We start from the raw sequence: 16,172 nt of genomic DNA, 5'->3' as shown, positions 1-16,172 counted from the left end.
GCCGCCCGTTTCCGGGCGCGACGAAGAGCCCTGTGACAGGGCTGGGTGATGGTGCCTCGAGTGGTGCGGGTGGAACGTTCAGGGGCGCTCGACGGGGTCCGGCGTCGGGGCATCGTCACTGATGCGCTCGAGCCGGTCCGCGAGCGCGGTGCGGACGACGTCGATGAGGACGTGCCGCGCACCGTGCAGGACGGGGGTGTCGGGGACGCCGGGCGCGACCACGGCGGTGGACCAGCGCGAGCGGGTCCGGAGCCAGGCGGTCACGGCGGCGGCCAGGGCGGGGCCACCGGCGATCCCGGTCGGGCCGTGCAGGACGACCGTCTCGGGATCGGCCACGGCGAGGGCGGGGAGCACGTTGTGCCCGACGCGCTCGCCGAGGGCGACGGTGAAGGGGTGCTGCTCGGGCAGGCCGGGCAGCTGCGGGAGCACCTGGCGCCAGTCGGCTGCGGTGCCGTCCGGTGCCGTGATCCCGTGCTCGGCGGCCAGGGCGATGATCGCGGACTCGGAGATGAGGTCCGCGACGATCGTGGCCGTCGGGTCGATGGAGCGTGCGTCCGCGGGCACGCTGAGGTAGCCGATCTCACCCGCGGCACCGGAGGCGCCGGTGTGCAGGTGACCGTGCAGGTCGAGGGCCATGCCGAGGCCCTCGGCCATCCAGAAGAGCGCGAACGACCCGGGAGCCCGACCGGCGCCCATGTTGCGTTCGGCGATGGCGGCGAGGTTGGCGTCGTTCTCGACGACGACGTGGACCCCGAGCTCGGCGGAGAGGGTCGCGCTGACCTGCTCACGAGGCCAGCCGGGCAGTCCGTCGGTGAAGATGAGGGTGTCGGTGGCGTGGTCGACACTCGCCTGCACACCCACCGCGACGGCGGTGACGAGCTCGGGGTCGACACCGGCCGCGGCGGCTGCGCGGGAGATCGCTGCGGCGACGATGTCGGCGCCGGGGGAGCGCACCTCGGCCTCGGACATCCGGTGCGTGGCGACCGGGAACGTGCGACCGGCGGCGTCCACCACGGTCGACCGGACGTCGACAAGCTGGACGTCGACTGCGACACCGAGGTCGCGGTCGGTGATCGCTTCGTACACGACGGCGCTCGGCCCGCGACGCCCGGCCTGGGTGTCCGTGCCGGCCTGGCGGATGAGCGCAGCCGACTCGAGCCGGCGGATGATCTCGGCGGCGGTGGGCTTGCTGAGCCCGGTGCGCTGCGCGATCTCGTTGCGGGTGAGCGGGCCGTCGTCGAGCAGCAGCTCGAGGGCCGCACGGTCGTTCAGGACGCGCAGCAGACCGGGCTGGCCGGGGGTGCGTCCTCGTGTGGTCATGTCGAGGACTGTAACGGACAACCTTCTTTACTGAAAGGTTTGTTTACCGATTCGAAACACGCGTTCTGCTGCGCGAAACGTGCCGCCCCGACCCAGGCGCGCCGGACGCCGGCCGGGCGCCCGCGAGCGACCGGTGCCTACGGCCGCAGCAGCACCTTGATCGCCCGGCGCTCGTCCATCGCCCGGTACGCCTCGGCGGCCTCGTCGAGCGGCAGCTCGAGGTCGAACACACGCCCCGGGTCGATCGCTCCGGACAGCACGTCGGGCAGCAGCTCCGGGATGTACTTCCGTGCCGGCGCCATCCCGCCCGCGACGGCGATGTTCGTGTCGAAGAGGTAGCGCGTCCCGATGGTCGGCACGCCGTGCGGGACCCCGACGAAACCGAGGTTGCCGCCCGCGCGCACCGAGTGCAGCGCCTGGTCCATGCTCTCCTCGGTGCCCACGGCCTCGACCGCGCAGTCGGCCAGGTCGCCGCCGAGCAGCGCGCGGATCGCCGCGACGCCCTCCTCGCCGCGCTCGGACACGATGTCCGTCGCGCCGAACTCGCGTGCCAGCGCCTGGCGATCGGCGTGCCGGCTCATGGCGATGATGCGCTCGGCGCCGAGTCGCTTCGACGCGAGCACGGAGGACAGGCCGACCGCGCCGTCGCCGACCACCACGACGGTCTTGCCCGGACCGACCGCCGCCGACACCGCAGCGTGGTGCCCGGTGGAGAACACGTCGGACAGGGTCAGCAGGGACGGCACGAGCGCCGGGTCGACGGGTCCGGGCACCGCGACGAGCGTCGCGGACGCATCCGGGATGCGGACGTACTCGGCCTGGGCGCCGCCGACCGGGTCGCCGTACGCGTCCTTCCCGCCGAAGCCGGACAGGTGGTCGCAGCCGCTGGTCATCCCGTGGCGGCAGGCCTGGCAGGTGCCGTCGTTCATGGTGAAGGGGGAGATCACGAAGTCGCCCTCGTGCAGGTCGGTGACCGCGTCGCCGACGGCGACGACCTCGCCGACGAGTTCGTGCCCGATCGGCCGGGGCTCCTTCGTCTTCGTGACGCCGCGGTACGGCCACAGGTCCGAGCCGCACACGCACGCGGCGACGACCTTGACGACGACGTCCGTCGGGGTGAGCACCGAGGGACGGTCGCGCTCCTCGACGCGGATGTCGTTCGGGGCGTGGATGATGGCTGCGCGCACGGGAGGCCTTCCGTCGAGATGGTGGGTGTCGGCGCGGTCGACGTCGTCCGAGCCGACGTCGACAGTACCCTCGTGCGGGTGGACGACGACCGGTACGGCGGGGACGTGCTCTCGGGAGACTGGCGCTCCCGCGGGGTGAAGAAGGTGCGGCAGGTGCCGCTCGAGCGCGACATGGTGCTCGAGGACCCGGACTCCGGGTGGGCCGGTGCCGTCGTCGGACTCGAGGCGGGCAACATCGCGCTCGAGGACTGGAAGGGCCGCACCCGCTCGTTCCCCTTCACCGGGCAGTTCCTGCTCGAGGGCGAGCTCGTCACGCTGGGCCGCCCGCAGGCGCCGGTCGGCCGGTCTGCCGCAGCTGCTGCCGGGTCGCCGGGTTCGCTGGGTTCCGTTCACTCGGACTGGAGGCCCGGGGCCGCGCCCGCCGTGCGGCAGGCGTCCGACGGTGGTCGCCTCCGCACCGCGTCCGGATCCTTCGCGGTGGAGTCGCAGCGTGCCCGGGTGGCTCTGCCCTCGCGCATCATGGTCGAGGGAAAGCACGACGCCGAACTGGTCGAGAAGGTCTGGGGAACCGACCTGCGCGTCGAGGGCGTCGTCGTCGAGGAGCTCTCCGGCGTCGACAACCTCGCTGACGTCCTCGACGAGTTCCAGCCGACCCGTGACCGTCGCGTCGGCGTGCTCGTCGACCACCTGGTGCCCGGGTCGAAGGAGTCCCGGTTCGCCGACGCCGTGATGCGCGGCAAGTGGGGCGCGCACGTCCTCGTCGTCGGGCACCCGTTCGTCGACGTCTGGCAGTCCGTGAAGCCCGCCCGTGTCGGACTGCAGGCCTGGCCGACGATCCCGCGGTCGATCGAGTGGAAGAAGGGGATCTGCCAGGCGCTCGGGTGGCCGAACGCCGAGCAGGCCGACATCGCGCGGGCGTGGCAGCGGATCCTCGGGCAGGTGCGCACCTTCGCCGACCTCGAGCCGCAGCTGCTCGGCCGCGTCGAGGAGCTCATCGACTTCGTGACGGAACCGAAGGCCTGAGAACCCGGCCGTTCTGGGCAGGCGCGCGGAATGAGCGGGTGATCCGCGCCTCCGCTCCGTATCGTTGAGGGATGGACGGCATCGACGGACGCGTGCGCAGCGCTGTCGACGTCTGGCTGCGCTGGCTGCCGCGCTGGCAGATCGGCACCGCCCGCCCGCGCACCCGCATCTGCCGGAAGTGCACCGGATCCCCGATCGCGAGTGCCGCCGGCTTCGGGCAGGACGTCCCGCACGCCGTCCAGCACGCGCTCATCGGCCGGATCTCGACCATCGTCGAGGACGCCGTCGACGACTACACCGCCAAGAACCTGCCGCTGCTGCAGCGCGAGCTCGAGCGTGCGGCGGCGCGGAAGCGGCACGCCGGCTACCAACCGGCGGAGGGGCTGTCGCCCGAGTTCCAGGGCCTCGACGTCGATCCCGAGCCCTCGCCGGGTTCGCCGTTCCTCTTCACGCTCGGGGAGCTGGCGGGGACGGGCGCGGGGGAGCAGACACCACGGGAGCCGCTGTCCGACGAGGCGAAGGCGGCACTCCGGCACGAGATCGAGCTGTCCGACGAGTGCGCTCGCTCGACCGGGACCGCGGTGTGCCTGGCGCTCATCGACCACCGGCCGCGCATCGCCGAGGCGGTGGAGCGCCTGGTCGAACCGCAGATCGAGGCGCTCGTGTCCGACATGTTCCGCGGGTTCGACGGTCCGGACGAGGGGCCGCGCAGCGGGCTGTTCTGAGGGCTGTGCGTCGTGCGTCTGGTGCGAGGTTCCGGCGTCCGTGCGAGGCGCAGCATGGTGCACCGAGTACGGAACCTCGCACCGTTCGCGCATGCTCCTCGCACGGTGCGAGGTCGGCGAGGTCGGCGAGGTCGGCGAGGTCGGCGAGGTCAGCGGGGGAGCAGCGTGCGACCGGGCACGACCGTGCCCCGGAGCGAGCGGTGCTCGACGGCACGCGTCGGGTCGTCGATCCGGCCGATGACGAGGTCGATCGCCTCGCGGCCGATGCGTTCGATCGGCTGCTCGAGTGTCGTGAACCCGATCCAGTCGCTCGCGAGGGGGTACACGCCGTCGAACCCGGTGACCGACAGATCGTGCGGGACCCGGACACCGCGGCGGGCGAGCGCCTCGCACACGTCGAGCATGAGCCGGTCCGTCGGGCACATCACCGCGGTCACGTCCGACTCGTGCATCGCGTCGACCAGATCAGCGGCGAGGTCGTCCGGTGGTCGCACGAAGCTGGCGTCGATGTCGATGACCCGGACACCACGCGCGCGGAGCCGTTCGACCATCGCCGTCGAGCGGGCGTGCTGCGTGATCGCGTTGTCGAGCGGGACGGTGAGTACGGCGACCGTGCCGTGGCCGGCGTCGGCGACGGCGTCGGCGATGGTCGCGCCACCGTCCACCTCGTCGCAGTACACGCTGGACAGTGCCGGGTGGAGTTCGGGCCGACCGGCGACCACGGTGGCGATCCGCGGGGCGAACTCGGCGATGTCGGCCGACGGCATCAAGCCGCTGCAGACCACGAGGCCGTCCACCCGCATCGACACGAGTGCGGCGAGTGCGGACTTCTCGTCCTCGACACGGCCGACACCCGTGGTGGTGACGACGCGGTAGCCGAGCTCGGACGCGCGTCGCTCCATCACGGCGTGCAGTGCGGTGTAGACCATCGACGACGCGTCGCGGACGAGCATGCCGATGGTGTGCGTCCGACCGCTGACGAGCCCGCGTGCCATGGCGTTGGCGACGTACCCGAGCTCGGCTGCGGCGCGCTCGACCCGCTCGCGAGTCTCATCGGAGAACCGTCCGGTGCCGGAGAGGACACGGCTCACCGCCGACTTCGAGACGCCTGCTCGTGCGGCGACGTCGAGGATGGTCGGCTGGGACCCGCGGCCACCGTTCACGCGGCTGCCGTTCACGCCTCGGTCGCGGCGGCGTCCTGCCGGGACCGCGACGCGGTGAAGCGCAGCACCCCGCGGGCGATCGCGCGCCAACCGAGCAGGAACACCCCGAGCACGACGGTGGCGACGATGACGAAGGAGATCGGCAGCGGGTTGCCGTCGACGTCGCCCTGACCCGTGGCGACGCGGATCGCCATGCCGACGAACACCGTGAGGATCCAGACGACGACACCGGTCGGCCAGAAGCGCAGCGGGCGGGCCCAGGCTCCACTCGTCACGTACCCGATCGCCCAGCCCGCCAGGAACGGGTAGACGGTGGTCCAGATCCCCAGTGCGGTGTTGCCCTCGCCGTGGGAGGAACGGCCGATGAGCGCGAAGACGACGATGAGGACGACGTCGATGACGGCTGCGAGCCAACCCCAGGTGCGTGTGTTCACCGGGACAGTCTCGCAGCTGTTGATCTGCCCGCTCGCGACTGTGGACGGGCGCGGCTGTCCACAGTTTGATCCCGCGGTCCTCGCACCGTGCGAGACAAGCGTCACCATCCGTGCATGGCTGCTCCGCAACGTTTCCCCGCCGTCCCCGACTGCAAGGTCCTCGTCGCGCACGAGTCACGGCCGGACGAGGCTGCGGCGATCCGCGTCCGAGCGCGAGCCGGGGAACTGGTCCGCATCGCGCACGGCCGGTACGCCGACGCCGAGCGGTGGAAGGGCCTCCGCCCCGAGCAGCGGCACCACGTGCTCGTGCGATCGCTCGTCGACAGGATCCGACCACGCTTCGTCGTGTCGCACCTCTCGGCGGCAGCGGTCATCGGTGTGCCGCACGTGGGCCGTTGGCCGGAGCGAGTCCACCTGATCAGACCTGGTCGTGATGCGCGGACGACCAACGCGACGTTCGTCGTGCACGCCGACTTCGACCCGTCGATGGCGCGTACGTGGCGGTTCCGCGCGGACGGCCTGACCCTGACGGACTTCGACCGGACCGCCGTGGATCTCGCCATGACGTTGCCGATGACCGAAGCAGTGGTCGCCCTCGACCGACTCCTCGCCCTCGGCGCTGACCGCGACGCCGTCCTGGACGGGGTCGCGCGGCGGGGCCGGAAGGGCCGGCGCCGTGCCGCGCAGTCCGTCGGTTTCGCGGACGCTGCCGCCGACTCGGTCGGGGAATCTCTGGTCCGGGTCCGTCTGGACGAGTACGGCGCACCCACTCCGGTGCTGCAACAACGCTTCACCACGTTCGGCGAGCCGGACATCGTCGTGGACTTCTGGCTTCCGGACCACGGCGTGGTGATCGAGTTCGACGGTGAGGTGAAGTACCGCGATCCCCGGCTTCGCGGAGGGCGGTCGGCGGAGGACGTCGTCATCGCGGAGAAGTACCGCGAGGACCGGTTGCGGTCCTTCCCCGAGGTGCGCGGTGTGATCCGGTACGGCTGGAAGGACGTGTGGGACGAGTCCACGTTCCGCGCGAAGCTCCGGAACGCGCGGGTGCCGATGTCGCGGTGACCTCGCACGGTGCGAGGGCCGGCGCGAACGGTGCGAGGTTCCGTCTTCGGTGCGGGGTCGTGCGACGGGCACGGAGTACGGAACCTCGCACCAGAGCAGGCGCTGCGCCGACCGCGGCCCCCGGAGTTCACCCGGCGGCGACGCCCGCGGCACCCGGCGTTCACCCGGCAGCGCCACACTCGACCTCGGCGCGGGAACGTTCCCACACGGCCCGCGCCACACCACCCCGCACGACCCGCACGACCCCCACCCCGCACGACCCGCACAAGCCACCCCCACCCCGCACGACCCCACCCCACGGAACAGGGAGAACCCACGTGAAGACCCGAGTCCTCGCCGGCCTCGCCATCGCGGCGGCCGCGACCGTCGCACTGTCCGGCTGCGTCCAGAGCGCCAACGCCTCGAACGCCGCGGACACGAGCGGCGGCACCACGAACCTCACCGTGTTCATCAGCGGCGACACGAACGTCCAGGACCTCTGGGACAAGTCGCTCATCCCCGCCTTCGAGAAGGCGCACCCGAAGATCCACGTCAGCACGAGCATCGACCTGCACGGCGAGCACGACGCGCAGACCCAGGCGAACCTGGCCACCGCGGTCAAGGCCGGCAAGTCCGTCGCGTACGACCTGGTCGACGCCGGCTTCGTCAGCACCGCGGGCAAGGCCGGACTGCTCAGCACGGTCAGCGACAGCACGATCCCGAACCTGCAGGACGTGCCCGAGGCCACGAAGCAGCAGGGCGGCGACAGCGCGATCCCGTACCGCGCCTCGAGCGTCCTGCTCGCCTACGACTCGAGCAAGGTGACGGACCCGCCGGAGACCCTCGATGACCTCCTCGCCTGGATCAAGGCCAACCCCGGTCAGTTCGCGTACAACTCCCCGTCGTCCGGCGGCTCCGGCGGCTCGTTCGTCGCCACGGTGCTCGCGAAGTACCTGACCGCGGAGGAGCAGGCGACGATGCAGACGACGTACGACAAGTCGCTCGAGTCGAAGTGGGACAAGGGCTTCGCAGCGCTCAAGGACCTCGGCCCCTCGACGTACCAGAAGGGGGTCTACCCGAACGGCAACGACCAGGTCGTGCAGCTGCTCGGCAGCGGCCAGATCGCGATGGCGCCGGTGTGGAGCGACCAGTTCATCACCTCGCAGAAGACCGGCGTGATCCCGAAGACCGTCAAGGCGATCCAGATCACCGACCCGTCGTTCACCGGCAGCGCGAGCTTCCTCGGCATCCCGAAGACCGAGCCGAAGGCCAAGAAGGCCGCCGCCGAACAGCTCGCCGACTTCGTCCTGAGCTCCAAGGGGCAGCAACTCGTCGCGAGCGCCGTCTCCGGCTACCCGGTCATCCCGCTCGACAGCCTGCCGGCGTCGGTCGCGGAGCAGTTCGCCGACGCGAACCCCTCGCAGCTCCGCCTCGGGTTCCAGAGCGACTTCGCCGCCGACATGAACGCGGCGTGGGACGCGAAGGTCCCGCAGTGACCCAGACCGTCCAGGACGGCCCGGCAACTGACCGGGAGGCCCGTGGCGACTCCGCCACGGGCCTCCCGCCCGTCCCGTCGCCCTCCCACGGCACCGCGGACCCCGCAGGTCGGCTGTCCGTCCAGGAGCGGCTCGACCGCCGTCGGCGGTGGCAGGGCCTCGCCCTCGTCGCGGCGCCCGTCCTCGTCGTGGTCCTGTTCGTCGGCGTACCGGTGGTGAACGCCGCGCTGTTCAGCCTCGGGTTCACCGGCGGCCTGAACCAGGCACTCGCGGACATCGGCGGCGACACCGTGCGCGGCTTCTCGTTCGCGGTGTACGGCACCCTGCTCGGCAACGCCACGTTCCTGCGCGACCTTGTCGCGACGCTCGGGGTCACCGCGTTGTCGACCGGTCTGACCGTGGCGCTCGCCGTGGCGGTGGCGGTGATCCTCCGGCTCCGCGGTGGTTTCCTCGGCAAGAGCCTCAGCGTCCTGGCCGTGGTCCCGCTCTTCGTGCCGGTGGTCATCGCGAGCTGGTCGGTCCTGACGTTCACCGATGCGCAGGGCTTCCTCCGCAGCCTCGGTGCCCAGTTCGGCCTCGACGTCCCGGTGTGGGGCTACACCCTCGTCGCCGTGGTGTTCGGCAGCGTCTGGACGAGCCTGCCGTTCGCGGTGCTGATGATCGCCGGCGCGCTGCAGGGAACTCCGGACGCCCTGGTCGAGGCCGCGAAGGACGCCGGCGCGAGCACCTGGCGGGTGGTCTGGCAGGTGCTCCTGCCGATGGCGGCGACCCCGCTCGTCATCGCGACGACCTTCACCGTGATCGGGGTGCTCGGTTCGTTCACGGTGCCGTACTTCACCGGTCCGAACGCCCCGACGATGCTCGGCGTCGACATCTCGAAGTACTTCCAGGCCTACAACCGCCCGCAGCAGTCGACGGCGATGGCGTTCATCGTGTTCGCCTTCGCCGCGGCCGCGAGCGTGTTCTACCTCCGCTCGACGGTCCGGGCGAACGCCGGCGAGCTGCGGAAGCAGCAGCAGAAGCAGGAGCAGCCGTGATCAAGCGACTCCCCGGCAACGCCCTCGTCTGGGCCACCGCCGTCGTGCTGGCCGTCTTCGTGCTCGGTCCGCTCCTCTGGCTGGCGGCTCGTGCCTTCGCCACGACCTGGACCTACCCGAACCTGCTGCCCGACGGCTGGACCCTGCAGTGGTGGGGCACCGTGTTCGAGGACCGGAGCCTGGCGGTCGCGGTGCAGAACTCGCTCGTCCTCGCCCCGCTCACGGTCCTCATCGCCGCGGTGGTGTGTCTGCCCGCCGCGTGGGCGATCAGCCGCATCGAGTTCCCCGGGCGGCGGCTCGTCCTGGTCGGGCTGTTCGCCACGAACGCGTTCCCGAAGATGGGCCTCTTCGTCACGATGTCGGCCATGTTCACCGCGCTGAACCTCATGAACACGGTCACGGGCATCCTCATCGTGCACGTCCTCGGGTGCGTGGTGTTCATGACGTGGCTGCCTGCCGCCGCGTTCTCGGCCGTCCCGCGGTCCCTCGAGGAAGCAGCGCGCGACGCCGGGGCCAGCCGCTGGCGGACCTTCTGGCGGGTGACGTTCCCGATCGCGTGGCCGGGGATCCTCGTCGCGATGGTGATGTCGTTCCTGGCGTCGTTCGACGAGGCCCAGGGCACGTACCTGGTCGGCGCCCCGACGTACATGACGATGCCGACGGCGATGTACTCGCTCGTCCTCAACTCCCCACGCCAGGTCTCCGCGGTGTTCGCGATCGCGTTGAGCATCCCGTCCGTGGTCCTGCTGCTGCTCGCCCGGAAGCACATCATGGGCGGCCGCCTGGCGGACGGCTTCCAGATCCGATGACCCACACCAGCACGAAAGGCGACCAGATGACGGACGCAACGCTCGTCGCGGATCGCACCACGGGCCTCCCGGCCGACGGCAGCACGACGGACCGGACCCGATCCGGCGGACTCAGCATCCGCGGACTGCGCAAGACGCTCGGCGGACGCGACGTCGTCGCCGGCATCGACCTCGACGTGGCGAAGGGCGAGCTCGTCTCGCTCCTCGGGCCGTCCGGCTGCGGCAAGACTACGACGCTCCGCATGGTGGCGGGGTTCCTGCCCGCCGACGGCGGCGTCGTGACGATGGGGGACCGCGACGTCACGTCGATCGGTCCGGAGCGTCGGCCGAGCGCGATGGTGTTCCAGAACTACGCGCTGTGGCCACACATGACGGTGACGCAAAATGTGGCGTTCCCGCTGCGGACCCGACGGGTGCCGAAGCAGCGCGTCGCCGAGCGGGTGCGCGACGCACTCGAGCTCGTCGGACTGAGCCACCACGCCGGCTCGAAGCCGACCGCGATCTCGGGCGGTGAGCAGCAGCGCGTGGCCCTGGCGCGGGCGATCGTGCAGGAACCCGACGTGCTGCTCCTCGACGAGCCGCTGTCGAACCTCGACGCGAAGCTCCGGGTGAGCGTCCGCGACGAGATCCGGCGCATCCAGCAGCGTCTCGGCATCACGACCGTGATCGTCACGCACGACCAGGACGAGGCGCTCAGCATCTCGGACCGGATCGCCGTCATGCACGACGGCCGCATCGAGCAGATCGCGACGCCCACCGAGCTGTACGCCCGCCCTGCCACCGGGTTCGTCGCGTCGTTCATCGGGTCGACGAGCCCCGTCGCCGGCCGGTTCCTGGCCGGCACGTCGGTCAGCCCCACCGTCGCGGACGCGGTCCTGATCCGACCCGAGCAGGTGGTGCTCACCGACGACTCGCCGATCCGTGCGACCGTCGCCCGCGTGCTGATGCGCGGGCACTTCGCCGAGGTGGTGCTGGCCGCCGACGGCGCCGAGCTCCGCGCGTTCGTCACCGGAGCACCCCCGGCGGTCGGCACCGAGACCGGGGTCCGCCTCGGCGAGGTGCTCGTGTACCGCGACGGCGCGCTGCTCGAGGGCACCCGATGAGCGCCCCGGTGTCGGCGCCCGCCGACCGGGTGGTCGCCACCAGCCCGACCGGGAGGCCCGGCGTGCGTCCGCCACGGCTCGTCGCCCACCGCGGTGCGCCGCGCGTCCGGCGCGAGAACACCCTGCCCGCCATCGCGGTCGCCGAGGCACTCGGCGCCGAGGTCATCGAGGTCGACGTCCGTCGCACGGCCGACGACGTCGCCGTCCTGCTGCACGACGAGACGCTCGGCCGGATGTGGGGTGACGCCCGACGGGTGTCCGACGTCGCCTGGTGCGACGTCGCCCGACTCGGCAACGGCCTCGACCGGATCCCGCGTCTCGACGCCGCCCTCGAACGGCTCGACGGCTGCCACTCGGTGCTGCTGGTCGACCTGACGGACGCGGCCGACGGACTCGTCGCCGCCCGCACCGTCGTGGGTTCCACCGCGTCCACCACCGTGGCGTGGTGCGGAGCGCCGGCGGCGATGGCCGCGGTCCGCTCGGTGCTGCCCGACGCCGACGTCTGGCTCGCGTGGGAGTCGCTCGACCCGCCCGCTCCGGCCGACCTGGAGGCCTTGACCCCATCCACCCTGAACCTCGACATCGCGTTCCTCACCCCGCGCACGATCGAGGTCGCGCACGCCCTGGGGCTGCGGGTCGCCGTCTGGACCGTCGACGAGGCCGAACCGGCGCTCTGGGCGGCACGGCTCGGCGTCGACTCGATCACGACGAACGACGTCGGCGCGATCGGCGCCGCACTGTCGTCGGCGGAGCGGGACGGCTGGCCGGAACGGGACCGCGAACCGACCGAGACCGAGGTCGCCTCGCGCGCCCAAGCCCTGGCACACCGCATCGCGCACGAGGTCATCGCCTTCACCCGCGAGCACCCCGTCAGCGAGGTACGGACCAAGGCGAACCCCGCAGACCTCGTCACCGACGTGGACCGACTGGTCGAACAGCACGTCCGGTCCCGCGTCCGGATGGCGTTCCCGACGCACGGCTTCACCGGCGAGGAGTACGGCGACGCACCCGGCGACCGGCACCGCTGGTACCTGGACCCCGTCGACGGCACCACGAACCTGGCGAACGGCGTGCCCTGGACGTCGATGTCGCTCTGCCTGACCCGCGGTGGCCGGCCGCTCGTCGGGGTCGTCGCCGACCCGTGGCGGGGCGAGGTCCTCGAGGCACGGCGCGGACGCGGTGCCACCCTGCGCGACCGTCCGCTCCAGCTGGACGACACCCCGCGGCCGCTCGCCGGTGCGGTCGTCGGCACCGAGCTCGACGGGCACCGGCCGTGGCCCGGGTTCGGTGCGTTCCTCGACGCCCTGGCCGACCGGTCGTGCACGCTGCGGGTGCAGGGCTCCGGCACGTTGACCATCGCGCAGGTGGCGGCCGAGCGGGGGATCGGCGGGTGCGTGTCGGCGTTCAACCCGGTCGACCACGGGGCCGCCGTGCTGCTCGTGCACGAGGCCGGCGGGATCGTGCTGACCCGCTCCGGTCCGGTCGAGGGCTTCCCGCCCGTGGGGGAGCCGTTCCTGGTGGCGCACCCCGGCGCGGCCGATGAGCTGCACGCGGTGTGGACGGCCGCGCTCGCCGTGGGCGCCGCGGCGGGCGCGGCGGCGGGCTGAGTCGGCGCGTGCGCGCGGCAGGTGTGGCCGGCGCACGGTGCGGGGTCCGCGTTCTGGTGCGGGGTTGGCCGCTGGGTGCGGTGCTGTAGGCGCGCACGGTGCTGCCAACCCGGCACGGGTCGTGCAGGTGCGCACGGTGCGGACTGGAGGCGCGGGTCGGGTCGGGTACGGGCCTCCCGTCGGGTGGGTGGTGCGCACGGTGCGGGGTCCGCGTTCTGGTGCGGGGTTGACCGCTGGGTGCGGTGCTGTAGGCGCGCACGGTGCTGCCAACCCGGCACGGGTCGTGCAGGTGTGCACGGTGCGCCCGCGGACGCGGCGGCGCACGGCTGACTCTGAGCGGGCGCTCAGTCAGCGGCCGACCGCGCTCCATAGGGTGGCAGGCCACGGGCGGTCCGACCGGATCACCCGTGCACCCGAAGGAGCATCGACCATGGGATTCCTCGACCGCCTGCTCGGACGTCCGGACCGCGACCGCACCGGTGACGCGCAGCAGTACGACGCGCAGCAGAACCAGTGGGGGCAGCCGCAGCAACCGCAGCAGCAGGGCTACCGGTACGGCCAGCAGTCGTACCACCAGCCCGCGCCGACGGGGGTGCCGGCCGGGCAGCAGCAGGGCGGCCAGTACGGCGTGCCGCAGTGGGGCGGTGCACCCGCGCAGCAGCAGGGCGCGACGACCGACGACGAGCGCGCGGTGGAGCGGTACCGCTACCTGCTCCGCACGGCGCCGCCCGAGCGCATCGAAGAGGTCCATGCCGAGGCGTTCGCCAAGCTGACCGACGAACAGCGCCGCATGGTCTACGAAGAGTTCACCCGCACGGCGCCTCCCGGTGAGGCCCCGCGCGGCGACGACCCCCGCTCGCTCGCGCAGTCGGCGACGCGGTCCGAGATCCGCCAGCCGGGCTTCATGGAGCGCTCGCTCGGTGGCGTCGGCGGTGGTGGCCGCTTCGGTGGGCAGCGCGGCGGACCGTCGTTCGGGAGCATGATCGGTGCCTCGATCCTCGGCACCGTGGCCGGCTACGTCATCGGTTCGGCGATCATGAGCGCCTTCCTGCCGGACCCCGGATCGTTCGATGGCGGTACTGACGCTGCGGGTGACGGTGGTTCGGAGGACACTGGAGCCGACTCCGGTGACGGCGGTGCGTCCGATGGTGGCGCGTCCGACGGCGGCGGGTTCGAGAGTGCGGGCTGGGGCGACAGCGGATCCGACTTCGGCGGTGGCTCCAGTGACTTCGGTGGTGACTTCGGCATCTGAGTGACCGGTCACGAGTTCCCACCGACCCACTGATATTCTCCGTGGTCGACAAGGGAGCGACATGGCCATCATCGAAGCCTCCGGGCTGACCAAGACCTACCGGTCGAAGTCCGGGCCGGTGCACGCACTGGCCGGACTCGACCTGTCCGTGCCGCAGGGCACCGTGAAGGCGCTGCTCGGGCCGAACGGCGCCGGCAAGACCACGACCGTGAAGGTGCTCACCACCCTCATCACCCCGGACTCCGGGACGGCCACGATCGACGGCATCGACGTGATCGCCGATCCGCAGGCCACCCGGCGGTCCATCGGGGTGTCCGGGCAGTACGCCGCGGTCGACGAGAACCTGACCGGCTTCGAGAACCTCGAGATGATCGGGCGGCTCTACCACCTGGGCCGGAAGACGTCGCGGGAGCGTGCCCGTGAGCTCATCGACGTGTTCGACCTGGCCGAGGCCGGGGACCGCCCGGTGAAGGGCTTCTCCGGTGGCATGCGGCGACGGATCGACCTCGCCGGGGCCCTCGTGATGAACCCGCGCGTGCTGTTCCTCGACGAGCCGACCACGGGCCTCGACCCCCGCAGCCGGCTGGCGCTCTGGGGGATCATCGAGGACCTGGTGGCCGAGGGCGCCACGGTCCTGCTCACCACCCAGTACCTCGAAGAAGCCGACCGGCTCGCCGACGACATCGCGGTCATCGACGACGGCCGGGTCATCGCCGAGGGCACCGCTGACCACCTCAAGGCGCAGGTCGGCGGCCACCGGGTCGTCGTGACCCTGGTGGACGAGACCGACGGTGACGCCGTGACGACCGTCCTGCGGCGCTACGGTGTCGGCGACGTCGAGGCCTCTGGCGACGGCCGCACCCACGCCATCGCGGTCGAGGCCGGCCCCACCGCGCTGCAACGGGTGCTCGCCGACCTCGGCGACGCCGGCATCGAGCTGCACGACGCGGGCATGCGCCGACCGACCCTCGACGACGTGTTCCTGCGGCTCACCGGCCACGCCGCGACGGAGGACGAGGCCGACGAAGCCGCCGCCACCAAGCAGAAGGAGACGGCCCGATGACCGCCACCACCATCGCGCCGGGTCGGCAGCTGCCCGTCGTCGTCACCTCGCCGGTCGCCATCTGGTTCGAGGACGGCTGGACCGTCACCAAGCGGAACCTCATCAAGATCAAGCGGTCGCCGGACATGCTCGTGTTCGCCGTGCTGCAGCCGATCATGTTCGTCCTGCTCTTCAGCCAGGTCTACGGCGGCGCGATCGCGGTCGAGGGCACCGACTACACGCAGTTCCTGATGGCGGGGATCTTCGCGCAGACCGTCGTCTTCGGGGCCACGTTCTCGGGGTCGGCGATGGCGCAGGACCTGAAGGAAGGCCTGATCGACCGGTTCCGCACGCTGCCGATGTCGGCGTCCGCGGTGCTCGTCGGCCGGACCAACTCCGACCTCGTGCTCAACTCGATCTCGATGGCGATCATGATGCTCACCGGGCTGGCCGTCGGGTGGCGGGTGAACTCGTCGCCGCTCGAGTTCCTGGCCGGCATCGCGCTGCTGCTGCTGTTCAGCTACGCGTTCAGCTGGGTGATGGCGCTGCTCGGCATGAGCGTCAAGACGCCGGAGGTCATCAACAACGCCTCGTTCATGATCCTGTTCCCGCTGACGTTCATCTCGAACGCCTTCGTGCCGAGCGACACGCTGCCCCTGGTGCTGCGGGTGTTCGCGGAGTGGAACCCGGTGTCGTCGCTCGTGCAGGCGGCCCGTGAGCTGTTCGGCAACGTCGGGTCGGCGCCGGTGCCGGACATCTGGACGATGCAGCACCCGATCGTGACGGTGCTGATCGGGATCGCCGTGATGCTCGTCGTGTTCGTGCCGTGGGCGGTCAACAAGTACACCAGGATCAGCGCGAAGTGAGACCGTCGGGGCGGTGAACAAGACTGCACCATCCACAGCCCGGATCAGCGCGAAGTGACCGCGT

The 16,172-nt window shown here is 71.7% G+C and carries 15 protein-coding genes; 11 read left to right on the top strand and 4 right to left on the bottom strand.

The features are described 5' to 3' along the window. Positions 1-78 precede the first annotated feature (78 nt). Positions 79-1,320, bottom strand: coding sequence for an ROK family transcriptional regulator (locus tag EDF53_RS13565; RefSeq protein ID WP_123294056.1), 1,242 nt, complete (start codon positions 1,318-1,320; stop codon positions 79-81). A gap of 137 nt (positions 1,321-1,457) precedes the next feature. Beyond that, the gene (locus tag EDF53_RS13560; RefSeq protein WP_123294055.1) at positions 1,458-2,507 is read right to left on the bottom strand and encodes an alcohol dehydrogenase catalytic domain-containing protein; all 1,050 of its coding nucleotides are present in this window, start codon (positions 2,505-2,507) and stop codon (positions 1,458-1,460) included. A gap of 78 nt (positions 2,508-2,585) precedes the next feature. On the opposite strand from EDF53_RS13560, the gene EDF53_RS13555 reads away from it, so the two are divergent. Then, the gene (locus EDF53_RS13555; RefSeq protein WP_123294198.1) at positions 2,586-3,530 is read left to right on the top strand and encodes a DUF3097 domain-containing protein; all 945 of its coding nucleotides are present in this window, start codon (positions 2,586-2,588) and stop codon (positions 3,528-3,530) included. 71 nt (positions 3,531-3,601) lie between these two features. Then, positions 3,602-4,255, top strand: coding sequence for a spermidine/putrescine ABC transporter substrate-binding protein (locus EDF53_RS13550; protein ID WP_123294054.1), 654 nt, complete (start codon positions 3,602-3,604; stop codon positions 4,253-4,255). A 149-nt stretch (positions 4,256-4,404) separates the two neighbouring features. On the opposite strand, the gene EDF53_RS13545 is transcribed toward EDF53_RS13550, so the two are convergent. Then, entirely contained in the window at positions 4,405-5,433 is a 1,029-nt protein-coding gene (locus EDF53_RS13545) for a LacI family DNA-binding transcriptional regulator (RefSeq protein WP_260215700.1), read from the bottom strand. Then, positions 5,430-5,852, bottom strand: a complete 423-nt coding sequence (locus EDF53_RS13540; protein ID WP_260215699.1) for a DUF3054 domain-containing protein — start codon at positions 5,850-5,852, stop codon at positions 5,430-5,432. The genes EDF53_RS13545 and EDF53_RS13540 overlap by 4 nt, the downstream gene beginning before the upstream one ends. 114 nt (positions 5,853-5,966) lie before the next feature. On the opposite strand from EDF53_RS13540, the gene EDF53_RS13535 reads away from it, so the two are divergent. The 9 genes from EDF53_RS13535 to EDF53_RS13495 all read left to right on the top strand — a co-directional run bounded on the left by EDF53_RS13535 (position 5,967) and on the right by EDF53_RS13495 (position 16,108). Then, positions 5,967-6,917 (top strand): hypothetical protein, encoded by a 951-nt coding sequence (locus EDF53_RS13535; protein ID WP_123294052.1) that lies wholly within the window; start codon positions 5,967-5,969, stop codon positions 6,915-6,917. Positions 6,918-7,234: 317 nt separating this feature from the next. Continuing rightward, positions 7,235-8,392, top strand: coding sequence for an extracellular solute-binding protein (locus tag EDF53_RS13530; RefSeq protein WP_123294051.1), 1,158 nt, complete (start codon positions 7,235-7,237; stop codon positions 8,390-8,392). After that, positions 8,389-9,429 carry an ABC transporter permease gene (locus EDF53_RS13525; protein ID WP_123294050.1) on the top strand — a complete coding sequence of 347 codons (1,041 nt, stop codon included), beginning with the start codon at positions 8,389-8,391 and terminating at the stop codon, positions 9,427-9,429. The genes EDF53_RS13530 and EDF53_RS13525 overlap by 4 nt, the downstream gene beginning before the upstream one ends. Further along, positions 9,426-10,238: an ABC transporter permease gene (locus EDF53_RS13520; protein ID WP_123294049.1), complete on the top strand. Its 813-nt coding sequence runs from the start codon at positions 9,426-9,428 to the stop codon at positions 10,236-10,238. Before EDF53_RS13525 ends, EDF53_RS13520 begins: the two co-directional genes overlap by 4 nt. A 26-nt stretch (positions 10,239-10,264) precedes the next feature. After that, positions 10,265-11,341 carry an ABC transporter ATP-binding protein gene (locus EDF53_RS13515; RefSeq protein ID WP_260215695.1) on the top strand — a complete coding sequence of 359 codons (1,077 nt, stop codon included), beginning with the start codon at positions 10,265-10,267 and terminating at the stop codon, positions 11,339-11,341. Further along, on the top strand, positions 11,338-12,948 hold the full coding sequence (locus EDF53_RS13510) for an inositol monophosphatase family protein (RefSeq protein WP_123294047.1): 1,611 nt from the start codon (positions 11,338-11,340) through the stop codon (positions 12,946-12,948). The genes EDF53_RS13515 and EDF53_RS13510 overlap by 4 nt, the downstream gene beginning before the upstream one ends. A gap of 430 nt (positions 12,949-13,378) precedes the next feature. Continuing rightward, positions 13,379-14,200: a hypothetical protein gene (locus EDF53_RS13505; RefSeq protein WP_260215692.1), complete on the top strand. Its 822-nt coding sequence runs from the start codon at positions 13,379-13,381 to the stop codon at positions 14,198-14,200. A 61-nt stretch (positions 14,201-14,261) separates the two neighbouring features. After that, entirely contained in the window at positions 14,262-15,263 is a 1,002-nt protein-coding gene (locus EDF53_RS13500) for an ATP-binding cassette domain-containing protein (protein ID WP_123294046.1), read from the top strand. Beyond that, the gene (locus tag EDF53_RS13495) at positions 15,260-16,108 is read left to right on the top strand and encodes an ABC transporter permease (RefSeq protein WP_123294045.1); all 849 of its coding nucleotides are present in this window, start codon (positions 15,260-15,262) and stop codon (positions 16,106-16,108) included. Before EDF53_RS13500 ends, EDF53_RS13495 begins: the two co-directional genes overlap by 4 nt. The last annotated feature ends 64 nt before the right edge of the window (positions 16,109-16,172 follow it).

The organism is Curtobacterium sp. PhB78 (assembly GCF_003751685.1).
GTDB lineage: Bacteria > Actinomycetota > Actinomycetes > Actinomycetales > Microbacteriaceae > Curtobacterium.
This window is presented reverse-complemented; position numbering and strand designations above follow the sequence as displayed.

What these genes read in the sequence shown, in the direction of transcription:
- EDF53_RS13565 (WP_123294056.1), bottom strand. Translation starts at nt 1,320, where the DNA reads ATGACCACACGAGGACGCACCCCCGGCCAGCCCGGTCTGCTGCGCGTC.
- EDF53_RS13550 (WP_123294054.1), top strand. Translation starts at nt 3,602, where the DNA reads ATGGACGGCATCGACGGACGCGTGCGCAGCGCTGTCGACGTCTGGCTG.
- EDF53_RS13535 (WP_123294052.1), top strand. Translation starts at nt 5,967, where the DNA reads ATGGCTGCTCCGCAACGTTTCCCCGCCGTCCCCGACTGCAAGGTCCTC.
- EDF53_RS13515 (WP_260215695.1), top strand. Translation starts at nt 10,265, where the DNA reads ATGACGGACGCAACGCTCGTCGCGGATCGCACCACGGGCCTCCCGGCC.
- EDF53_RS13510 (WP_123294047.1), top strand. Translation starts at nt 11,338, where the DNA reads ATGAGCGCCCCGGTGTCGGCGCCCGCCGACCGGGTGGTCGCCACCAGC.
- EDF53_RS13505 (WP_260215692.1), top strand. Translation starts at nt 13,379, where the DNA reads ATGGGATTCCTCGACCGCCTGCTCGGACGTCCGGACCGCGACCGCACC.
- EDF53_RS13500 (WP_123294046.1), top strand. Translation starts at nt 14,262, where the DNA reads ATGGCCATCATCGAAGCCTCCGGGCTGACCAAGACCTACCGGTCGAAG.
- EDF53_RS13495 (WP_123294045.1), top strand. Translation starts at nt 15,260, where the DNA reads ATGACCGCCACCACCATCGCGCCGGGTCGGCAGCTGCCCGTCGTCGTC.